Below are 10,526 nucleotides of genomic sequence, written 5' to 3'. Positions count from 1 at the left end.
CTGGGCACGCACTCGCGGCAGGCGACCTGCGAGGAAGTCGGCTGCGACCAGTACCGCAACGGCTGGCGCGTCCGCGTCGAGAACCTCGCCCCGGACCTGCTGCACGCCGCCCGCACCTCGGGCCGCCGGTACATCGAGCAGTCCATGGCCGAGGGCGAGACCTACCTCGTCTTCGAGGCGGGCCAGCCGTGCTTCAAGGCGGCCACGCACCGGGCGCCGATCGGCCGGCCGCCCCTGTACCTGGTCCGTGACGGGGACCACCGCGGCAACCCGCGCGGTACCAAGGCCCGGCTGCACCAGCGGCCGGGCGACTGGGTTGAGGACTTCGCCGAGCACCAGCAGGCGCTCGCCGACGAGATCAGGAAGGGATGACCTCTCATGGCAAAGAGCACCGGCCTCGGCCAGACCACGCTCAGCGTCGATGACGCGAGCGGTACCGCGCGCGACATCCGCAACGACATCACCAACTGGCAGATGTCCACGCCGCGCGGCGTGCAGGACGTCACCGGCATCGACAAGAGCGCGAACGAGCGGCTCCTGCTGCTCGCCGACGCGTCGATCACCCTCAACGGCGTGTTCAACCCGTCGGCGAACCGGCAGCACGACGTCCTCAAGACCGTCCCGTCCACCTCGGTGGCGCGCACCGTCACCAACACCGTCAACGGCGTGACCCTCGCCTGCGAAATGCTCTTCTCCGACTACCAGCTGACCCGCTCCGACTCGGGCGAGCTCACCTGGTCCGCGCCCGGCTCCCTCGCCGACGGCACCGTTCCCACCTGGGCCTGAGAGGAGACACGCATGGGCTACAAGGGCACACCCCGCACTGTGAAGATCCAGTTCGCGCAGGGGCACGAGCACCACGGCGCCGAAGCACGCGCCCGCCGGATGAGCTACGGCGAGTGGGAGGACGTCGTCTCAAGTGAAGACGACAACGCCATGGCCGAGTTCGGCAAGCGCCTCGTCGACTGGAACCTCGAAGACGACGACGGTCAGCCCATCCCCGCCACGCCGGAAGGCATGCGCAAGGTGGACACCGGTCTGCTCACCGCGCTCAAGACCGCCTGGCTCCAGTCGATCGTGGGGGTCCACGACGCTGACCCTTTGCCGCAGAGCTCGCCCTCTGGCGAGCCGTCCCCGGTGGAGTCCATCCCGACGGAAGCAATGTCACCGAGCCTGGCGAGCTGACCCGCGCCCGGTACCTACTGCGGATCTTGGAGCGGTTCCCGGGATACACCCTGTCCTCGCTGCTGGCCGAGGACACCGAGCTGATGCGACTCATCGCGATCGAACGGCTCGGCACACCTGACACACCGATGGAGGAAGGGGCCCCGGGTGGCTGACGACGTCACGATCACAGTGCACGTCCGGGATTTGACGGGCCCCGGATTCCACTCCGTCCACCGCAACCTCAACCAGCTGCAGCGGCAGGCCAACCAGATGGGCGGCTCGCTGCGCATCGTCGGCGGGCAGCTCGGCAACGTCTCCAACGCGGCCTCCGACGCGGGCCAGTCTCTCGGCGGCGGCATGGGGCTACGGGGGCAGGCGATCGCTGCGGCTGCGGCTCTCGGCACGACGCTGCTGCCGACGATCGGCGCGCTGTCGCCGATGCTGTTCGGAATGACGGCCGTCGCCGGCGGCGGGGCGCTGGCGCTCGACGACCTGAAGAAGAAGGCGAAGGAACTCAAGCCGGCGTTCGAGGACTGGAAGAAGGTCGCGGAGAAGGCCGTCGCTCCGCACACGGAGAAGGCCGTCAAGTCCCTCAAGGGGGCGATGAAAGACCTGACGCCGGTGATCGAGACCGGGGCGGACACGTTCGGCCGGATCACAGAGAAGGCCTCCCGGTTCGCCGACAGCCCGGCGTTCAAGGGGGCGCTGCTCACCAACGTCAAGATGGGCAGCGAGTGGTTCGAAGACTTCGCAGGGTCGATCGGCACGTTCACCCAGTCCTTCCTGGAGTTCGGCGCGAAGAGCCAGCCGGCGCTCGACGCGTGGGACTCGCTCCTGGGCGGCTTCCTCGACACGGGGCTCCCGGGGATGTTCGACGGGCTGGAGCAGGGCATCGGCGGCTCGTCGGAGCTGCTGGGCGGTCTGGCGTCGCTGATCAACGACTCGCTGCTGCCATCGCTGGGGAAGATCGCCGGGTCCTTCACCGAGACGTTCGGCCCGCTGCTCGGCGAGGCGTTCCGTGGGGCTGGCCTGGCGCTGGAGGGCTTTGCGTCGGTCTTCGAGGGGATGCTGGAGGGCATCGAGCCCGCCATGCACGTGCTCGCCGACGTGTTCAGGTCCTTCAATGAGGTCGGCCGGATCGGCTTCGAGGTGGCCGGGGACCTGGCGAGCGTCCTGGGCGGGGCGCTGGTCGAATCGCTGCTCGCCGTGTCGGGTGTGGACGTCTCCAGCCTCGGTGAAGGGTTCCGGGGCCTGTCGAACTGGGTGAAGGAGAACGAGACCCAGATCCGGGGCGCGTTCGTCATGGTCGGCCAGACGATCATCGACATGGTGAACACCGGCATCCAGTGGCTGCCGCTGCTCAGCGCCGGCTTCACCCTGATGGCGAAGACTGCGATCGACAGTGCCGACCTGGTCGTGTCCGGCATGGCGATGGCCTTCGGGAACCTCCCGGGTATCGGCGAGGCGCTGAAGGCGTCGAACGAGCGGTTCGACGAGTGGGCCACGGGGGCGAAGTCGACGCTCGACGGGGTCAACGGGAAGATCGGCGAGTTCGCGGCGACCGCCAACGACAAGCTCGGCCGCGCGAAGCTGACTCTGGACGTGAAGCAGGCGGAGACCAACCTCGCCAGCATCAAGGAGAAGCTTCAGGACAAGTCGCTCACGGCCGAGCGGAAGGCGAAGCTGTCCGCCGACAAGAGCCAGGCGGAGGCGGCTCTGCGGGACGCGCGCGGCAAGTTGGACGCGTACGACCGGAAGAAGGCCGAAGCCAGCATCACCGCGGACGCAAGGCAGTTCTTCGGGACCGCGTCGAGGGTCAACGGCACGCGCTTCCCGGGCAAGAAGGTGCCGGTCGGCGCCAACAGAAGCATTTTCGACGCGGCCGTCCGGGCGATCAGCGGCAGCGTCGTGGGCACCGCCTACATCAACGTGGTTCAGCGCCGAGTCGAGTCCCAGAACCAGCCGCGCTTCCGGGCCATGGGCGGCCCGATCCACCTCGCGGGCGGCGGCTCACCCGACGGCGGCCGCGTCACGGGCCCGGGCACGGAGACATCCGACTCGATCCCGGCGATGCTGTCGGCCGGCGAGTACGTGATCCGCGCGAGCAGCGTGCGGCGGTACGGCGAGCGGTTCATGGACGCGGTCAACTCCGGCACGCTGAAGGTCGCCGGGTTCGCCAGGGGCGGCGTCACGAAGTCCGAGGCGCAGGCCCGGAAGGACGCCCGCGGCGACCTGACGATCTCCCACTTCGGCGTCATGGGCGGCTACCAGCGCTCCGAGTTCCGCTCGGCGCTGGCGAAGCCCGACTCGATGTCGTCGCTGATCAACAGCCTGAATCAGTGGCGCTCGATCATCATGAAGGCTACGCACGGCAGCACCGAGAAGAACCTGTTGAAGGCCCTCGACTCCACCGGCCGGAAGCTCCTCGCCTACGAGAAGCAGCTCACCAGCGTCACCAAGTCGCTGGAGTCGGCGAAGGACAAGCTCAACTCCCTGAAGCAGGCCGCCTCGCAGCTCGCCGACAGTGTGAAGTCGGGCGTCCTCTCCTCGGCGAACATCACCAAGCGGCAGGGCGACGGCCCCGTCACGGTCGCGTCCATCATGGGCGGCCTCACCGCCTCCCGGGACAAGGCCACCTCGTTCTCGAAGGCCCTGGCCGACCTGAAGAAGAAGGGCCTTTCGAGCACGCTGCTCCAGCAGATCGGTGAGGCCGGCGTCGAAGGGGGCGGCCTGGAGACGGCGGGGGCACTGCTGAACGCCTCCTCGTCGGAGATCAAGAGCATGAACAGCCTTCAGGGCCAGATCAACAGCGCGGCGACCTCGGCGGGGAAGACCACGGCGGACGCAGTGTTCGGCGGGGCGATCAAGACGCAGACCGCGGTGGTGAAGTTGCTGACGGGGCAGCAGCAGAGGCTGTCGAAGTCGATGGACAAGCTCGCGGCGGCGATGGAGAAGGCCATCGAGAAGGGCTTCGGCAGGAAGGCGAGCGGCGGCATCATCGGCGCCGCGACGGGCGGTCTGCGCTCCGGCTGGACGATGGTCGGCGAGCACGAGCCCGAGCTCGTCAGGTTGCCGTTCGGGTCCCGCGTGTACTCCGGGCCGGACACCCGCCGCATGATGCAGCAGAGCGCCTGGGCGTCGATGCTCAACACGCCCCAGCACGGCGGGCCCCGGTACACGCCGACCCCTGCATCGGCACCGGCCAGCAGTCAGCCCCTGGTGCTGAACGTGGCCATCGGCGGACGGGACTTCGGGCAGCTCATCGTGGACGTCGGCCGCCAGGAAGTGGCGTCCCGGGGCGGCGTCCAGGCCACCTTCGGGAGGCTGTGATGGCGTTTCCGGAGGACAGACTGCCGATCAAGGTTGAGCTCAGGTTGGGCTCGACGTGGACCGACTTCTCCTCGCGTGTCCGGCACGAACAGAAGATCCGCATCCGGCGCGGCCGGTCGGACTGGGGTGAGCAGGTCGACAGGTCGACATGCGCGTTCACGATGGACAACAACGACGGGGCACTCACCCCCCGCAACCCGGCCGGCGCCTACTACGGGCAGATCGGCCGCAACACGCCGTGCCGTGTGTCGGTGATGACCGGGGAGACGTACCTCGACCTGCCCGGCACCAGCACCCTGGACTACGCCGAGACGCCCGACGCGGCCGCCCTGGACATCACCGGCGACCTGGACGTGCGGTTCGACGTGTCGCTCGCGAACTGGATCCCACCCGTGTGGTCCGGCGCCACCGTGGAGATGATCGGCAAGTTCGGCTTCACCGGCCAGAAGTCGTGGTTCCTCGGTACACGGCTCGGCCGGCTGTACTTCGAGTGGTCGGCGGACGGCACCAACTCGCTGTCCGCGTCGTCGACGATCGCTCCGACCATCCCGGGCCCGGGCGGCCGGATGGCCGTGAGGGTGACCCTGGACGTCAACAACGGCGCGGGCGGGAACACGGTTACGTTCTACACCGCGGCGACGCTGGACGGGCCGTGGGTGCAGCTCGGCGACCCGGTGACTCAGGTCGGCACCACCTCGATCTTCAACAGCACGGCGAGCCTGCGGATCGGAAACGCCACCTCGTTCACGTTCACGCCGCCGCTCGGCCGCGCGCACGCCGCCGAGGTGCGCAACGGCATCAGCGGCACCGTGGTGGCGAACCCGAACTTCGCCGCGCAGACCGTCGGGGCCGCCTCGTTCGCCGACTCGGCAGGCCGCACGTGGACGATGAGCGGCAACAGTCAGCTCACCAACCGGCGCACCCGGTTCGTGGGTGAGGTGTCGTCCTGGTCCACCCGGTGGGAGACGAAGCACGACGTCGTCTGCAACGTCGAGGCGTCCGGCATCATGCGGCGCCTGTCACAGGGCGTCAGCCCAGCCCGCTCGCCGATGTACCGCGAGTTCACCAACGCCGGCCGTACGGGCATCATCTCGTACTGGCCGATGGAGGACGAGAGCGGCGCTTCGCGTTTCGCGTCCGGCATGGACGGTCAGGCCGCCATGGCGATTCCGTCGGCCGGCGGGGTGACGCCCGCGGCGTACTCGGGCTGGAAGGCGAGCGCTCCACTGCCGACGTACTCCTTCGGCACGACCCGGGTGACGGTCGCCCCGTACACGGCGACCTCGTACGTCTTCACGCGGTTCTTCGCCGCGGTCCCGGCCGCCGGGGTGACGTCCACGGACAGGCTGTTCACGATCGGCACGACGGGCTCGGCGCGCAGCTGGGCTGTGTGGATCAACACCGCGGGCAACCTCGACCTGCGGGCGTACGACGCGGACGGCACGCAGATCATCGCGACCGGGTTCGACCCCGTCGCGATCAACGGGAAGAACGTGCAGATCGGCGTCGAGCTGACCCAGAACGGCGCCAACATCGACGCGACCTTGTTCGTCTGGTACGTCGACGAGTCCAGCCTTGAGGAGATCGTCAGCGACGGCGTGGCCACCACCCTGGCGGCGAACACGCTCGGCGCCGCCACAGAGGTGAGGTTCGGCTTCAGCGGCCTGCTGAACGGCACGGCCCTCGGCCACCTCACCGTGGCCAGCAGCAACTCGGCGTTCGCGGACACGATCGGCGCGATGGTCGCATGGGCCGGAGAGGCCACCTCCGAGCGCCTGTACCGGCTCGGCGAAGAGGAGCTGACCCCGTGCTTCGCCGCGTCCATCAGCGAGGAGAAGATGGGCCCTCAGGGCCTGTCGCCGATCCTCGACCTGATGCGGGAGGCCGCCGACGCCGACGAGGGCATCCTCCACGAGTCCCGCGATTGGTACCCGGCGTTCAGGTTCCGGGACCGGCCCTCCCTGTACAACCAGGCCCCGGCTCTGACGCTCGACTACACCGGGTCGGACGGGCTCGTCACGCCGCTGGACCCCGTGGACGACGACCAGGCCGTCCGCAACGACCGCACCGTGGTCCGCTCGGGCGGCTCGTCAACGCGGCGCACGCTGGACACGGGCACCCTGTCGACGCAGGTCCCGCCGAACGGTGTCGGACGCTACGACGACTCGCAGACCCGCAGCCTGTACGAGGACGCGCAGACCGGCGAGCACGCCGGCTGGCTGCTGCACCTGGGCACGTGGGATGAGACCCGCTACTCGAAGGTGCGGGTGGACCTGGCTGCGGCGCCTCACATGATCGAGGCCGCCACGTCTGTGGACATCGGCGACCGCATGGACATTGCGAACCCGCCGTCCTGGCTGCCGCCGGACCTGATCAAGTTGATGGCGCAGGGCTACGACGAGGTCTTCGACCAGTTCACCTGGACGATCGACTTCAACTGCACGCCGTACGGGCCGTGGCACGTGGCGGTGGAGGCGCTCGGCTCGGACGGCGTGTACGACCGGGCCGACACCGACGGCTGCGTCCTCGTCGAGGACCTCACCAGCAGCGAGACCGCCGTCGACGTGCGCACCACGACTGGCCCTGTGTGGGTGCAGGCCGCGCCGTCGCTGATCACGAACTACGACTTCGAGACGGACCTCAGCGGCTGGACGGGCAACGGGTGCACCGCCGAGCGCGGGCCCACCCCCGGCAACGCCCCGTTCGGCGGGTCATGGTCACTCAAGCTAACCCCGGACGGTGTCGCCGAGTTCCCCAACGTGGGTGCCACCATGCGGCCGGTCGTCGAGGGCCGGGACTACACCCTGTCCGGCTGGCAGATGTCCGAGGTCACGAGGTCGGTGGACCTCAACCTGAACTGGTTCGACGCCGGAGGCGCGTACCTGTCGACCTCAGCGAACGGCTTGTCGCTCACCGCCGACGTGTGGACCTGGTTCGAGATCACCGCCACCGCCCCGGCCGGAGCCGCGTTCGCCAACGGGTCCCCGACGGTCCCCGACTTCCCGCCGGTCACGGACATCCTGTGGTCGGACATGATCACCCTGCGGCCCGCGCTCGCCAACGAACTGCCGCAGGAGTTCCCGTACGAGGTGCGGGTGGGCGGCGAGGTCATGCTCGTCGACGCGTGCACGTCGGCGATCTACGACACGTTCGACCGTACGACGGCGTCCGGCTGGGGCACGGCGGAGTCCGGTGGGGCGTGGACGGTGGTGGGCACGGCCGCGGACTACAGCACCGCCCCCAACGTCGGCTCCGTCGCGCAGCCGGCCACGGGCATCGCACACCTCACGCTGCAGGCAGCGCCGTCGGCGGACGTGGACCTGGTCGTCGACTGCGCGGTCAGCGCGCTGGCCACCGGGGCGAGCCTGTTCACGGGGCCGATCGTCCGAGCGGCCGACAACAACAACCTCTACACGGCCCGCGTCGACCTCACGACGGCCAACGCGGTTGTCCTCACCCTGCGGAAGCGCGTGGGCGGTGTCGAGACCCAGTTGGGCAGCACGTACACCACCGCGTTCACCCACGTCGCGGGCACCTACTACCGGGTCAGGCTGCAGGCGTTCGGGTCGACGATCCGCACCAAGGTGTGGCGGACGACGGACGTGGAGCCGGACGTGTGGCGGATCTCCGTCACGGACACCGACCTGACCGCCGCCGCGAACATCGGCACCCGCAGCTTCCGGAACACCGGCAACACCAACGCCGGGCTGAGCATGCGCTTCCAGAACTTCGAGCTGATCAATCCGCAGACCATGACGGTCGTCCGCTCGGTCAACGGCGTCACCAAGACGCACACCTCCGGCGCCGCGGTGGCGCTGGCCCACCCCGCATACACGTCCCTGTAGGAGGCCCGTCGTGTCCCGGTACCCGTCGATCTACGCGGGCCAGCGCCTCACCGGCACTCTGCTCTCTTCGATGCTCCCAAACATGATCCAAAAGTTGGCCAACACCGACCGGAGCAGCACCACCACGCTCGCCGACGACCCCGACCTCACCACCACGCTGGAAGCCAACGCCCGCTACTTCGTGGAGATCGAACTCTGGTACGCCGCGTCCACCGGCTCGACCGGGATCCGCACCGCCTGGACCGTCCCGTCCGGCGTCACCGGCAACCGCAGCGCGCTCGGCATGGCGTCCACGGTGTCCGACACGACCCCGGCCGGCGTGGGCCGGTGGGGCGTCCACGCCTACACCACCACCGTCTTCTACGGCGACCGGCAGTCCTCCACGAACCTGTCGCTGGCGAAGGAATGCTCGATGGTCACGACCGGCAGCAGCGCCGGGACCCTCGCCCTTCAGTGGGCCCAGGACACGTCCAGCGCGGATGCCTGCCGGGTGGGCGCCGGCTCGCTGATGCGCGTAACCCGACTCGCTTAGGAGGCCCTCGTGGCTGAACTGACCTTCCCGTACTACCGGCTCAACGCCAGCGGGCGGAACGAGACCGGCTTCGTGGTGACGCTCCAGATCCAGGAGGGCCCCGGCGGCCCCCTGCCGGAGCAGACCGTGGAATCGGTGCTGGCCGGGCTGCGGGACCACTTGCAGAACGGCGACGACACCGTGTCCACAGAGCTGGTCCGGTTCTCGACGACCACCACCTACCTGTAGGAGCGACATGGCCACACCGCTGACCGCAGACCGGCTCGTCGCGGCACTGCGCGCCGAGGGCGTCACCGTCCGAGAAGTCCCCGGCTGGCGCGACCACAACCGCAACCACAAGGGCGCCTGGGGCCCCGTCCACGGCGTGCTGATCCACCACACCGTCACCGGTCCCGGCACCGACGTGGTCGGGCTGATCTACAACGGCCACAGCGCCCTCCCCGGCCCCCTCGCGACCGGCTGCATCACCAAGGACGGCGTCGTCCACCTCACCGGCAACGGCCGGGCCAACCACGCCGGAGGAGGCGACGGGGCCGTACTCAACGCCGTCATCACCGAGTCCTACAGCGACCGGCCGCCAGCGCCGCGAGAGCACGACGGCTCGGCCGGCGCGGTCGACGGCAACGCCCGCTTCTACGGCTGGGAGTGCGAGAACAAGGGCGACGGCAAGGACCGGTGGCCCGAACCTCAGTTGATCGCCATGGTTCGCGCGACGGCCGCGATCTGCCGCGCGCACGGCTGGAGCGCCAAGAGCGCTATCGGACACCTGGAGTGGAGCGACTGGAAGGTCGACCCGCGCGGGTTCACCATGGCCAGTTTCCGCGCGGCGGTCGCCGAGCGGCTGGAACAGGAGCCGGGCTGGAGCCCGGGCGAGGAGGACGACATGCCCACTGCTGCTGAGGTCGCGAAGGCGGTGCTCACGCTGGACGGAGTGATCTCCGTTCCGGGCGCTCCGGCGACGAACCCGACGTGGACGCTCTCGTCGGTTCAGACGGAGATCCTGAAGCGGATCGACATGGTGCGCGCGGCGGAGGCTGCGCAGACCGCGGCTATCACGAAGCTCGCCAGCCTGGTCGGCGCTGACGTGGACACCGCGCAGGTTGTTGCGGCGGTGCAGAAGGCCATCGCGGACGCCGTGGTGAAGGTGAGCGTCGAGGTCAGCGACGCAACGAAGGGAGCCTGACCATGGCCGATCGGCACCCCGGCACCACCCACCTGCTGCGCTTCTTCGAGTACGAGCACCTCCCTGCCCACCTCCAGGCGGTGAGCCGGCCGTGCACCGAGCTGGCGCAGCAGATGACCGATGCGCTCCCGGACGGCCCCGAGCTCACGGCCGGCCTGCGGAAGCTGCTGGAAGCGAAGGACTGCTTCGTACGGGCAGCCCTCGACACCACCCCGAAGGAGACCTGACCATGCCCTCTGCGTCCGCACCCATCGAGAAGAAGGTCAAGCTGGCGTCCGTTGGGACGTACCTGGCGAGCCTCGCCGGGCTCGCCGTGCTCGGCGCCGTCACCGACGACCCGTCCCTGATCTCCGGCATGCCCGACGCGCTGGAGCCGTTCGTCCTCGCCCTCGTCCCGGCCGCGTCCGCCGCGGTCGCCGGATGGGCCGCGCCGCACACCCCACGCTCGGACACCTGAAACCCGGAGGAC

The 10,526-nt window shown here is 69.4% G+C and carries 11 protein-coding genes; all 11 read left to right on the top strand.

Features of this window, described 5'->3' with window-relative positions; translation table 11 throughout:
* Positions 1-372 (top strand): hypothetical protein (locus tag HOV77_RS32955; protein ID WP_290869738.1); only part of this gene is annotated, 372 nt, incomplete at its 5' end.
* Positions 373-378: 6 nt separating this feature from the next.
* On the top strand, positions 379-786 hold the full coding sequence (locus tag HOV77_RS32950; RefSeq protein WP_290869735.1) for a hypothetical protein: 408 nt from the start codon (positions 379-381) through the stop codon (positions 784-786).
* 12 nt (positions 787-798) lie between these two features.
* On the top strand, positions 799-1,185 hold the full coding sequence (locus HOV77_RS32945) for a hypothetical protein (RefSeq protein WP_290869733.1): 387 nt from the start codon (positions 799-801) through the stop codon (positions 1,183-1,185).
* A gap of 26 nt (positions 1,186-1,211) precedes the next feature.
* Entirely contained in the window at positions 1,212-1,340 is a 129-nt protein-coding gene (locus tag HOV77_RS32940) for a hypothetical protein (protein WP_290869730.1), read from the top strand.
* Positions 1,333-4,497 carry a hypothetical protein gene (locus HOV77_RS32935; RefSeq protein ID WP_290869729.1) on the top strand — a complete coding sequence of 1,055 codons (3,165 nt, stop codon included), beginning with the start codon at positions 1,333-1,335 and terminating at the stop codon, positions 4,495-4,497. The genes HOV77_RS32940 and HOV77_RS32935 overlap by 8 nt, the downstream gene beginning before the upstream one ends.
* Positions 4,497-8,342: a hypothetical protein gene (locus tag HOV77_RS32930; RefSeq protein WP_290869727.1), complete on the top strand. Its 3,846-nt coding sequence runs from the start codon at positions 4,497-4,499 to the stop codon at positions 8,340-8,342. Before HOV77_RS32935 ends, HOV77_RS32930 begins: the two co-directional genes overlap by 1 nt.
* Positions 8,343-8,424: 82 nt before the next feature.
* Positions 8,425-8,874 carry a hypothetical protein gene (locus HOV77_RS32925; RefSeq protein WP_290869724.1) on the top strand — a complete coding sequence of 150 codons (450 nt, stop codon included), beginning with the start codon at positions 8,425-8,427 and terminating at the stop codon, positions 8,872-8,874.
* A 9-nt stretch (positions 8,875-8,883) separates the two neighbouring features.
* Positions 8,884-9,102: a hypothetical protein gene (locus HOV77_RS32920; RefSeq protein WP_290869721.1), complete on the top strand. Its 219-nt coding sequence runs from the start codon at positions 8,884-8,886 to the stop codon at positions 9,100-9,102.
* A 7-nt stretch (positions 9,103-9,109) separates the two neighbouring features.
* Positions 9,110-10,057 carry an N-acetylmuramoyl-L-alanine amidase gene (locus HOV77_RS32915; protein ID WP_290869718.1) on the top strand — a complete coding sequence of 316 codons (948 nt, stop codon included), beginning with the start codon at positions 9,110-9,112 and terminating at the stop codon, positions 10,055-10,057.
* A 2-nt stretch (positions 10,058-10,059) separates the two neighbouring features.
* The gene (locus HOV77_RS32910; protein ID WP_290869715.1) at positions 10,060-10,284 is read left to right on the top strand and encodes a hypothetical protein; all 225 of its coding nucleotides are present in this window, start codon (positions 10,060-10,062) and stop codon (positions 10,282-10,284) included.
* Between the two features lie 2 nt (positions 10,285-10,286).
* A complete protein-coding gene (locus HOV77_RS32905) occupies positions 10,287-10,514 on the top strand; it encodes a hypothetical protein (protein WP_290869714.1) in 228 nt (75 codons plus the stop codon).
* Positions 10,515-10,526 lie beyond the last annotated feature (12 nt).

The sequence above is a fragment of the Hamadaea sp. genome (genome assembly GCF_013362815.1).
Taxonomy (GTDB): domain Bacteria; phylum Actinomycetota; class Actinomycetes; order Mycobacteriales; family Micromonosporaceae; genus Hamadaea.
Note: the sequence above shows the minus strand (reverse complement) of the source record. Positions and strands in the feature narration are given on the sequence as shown.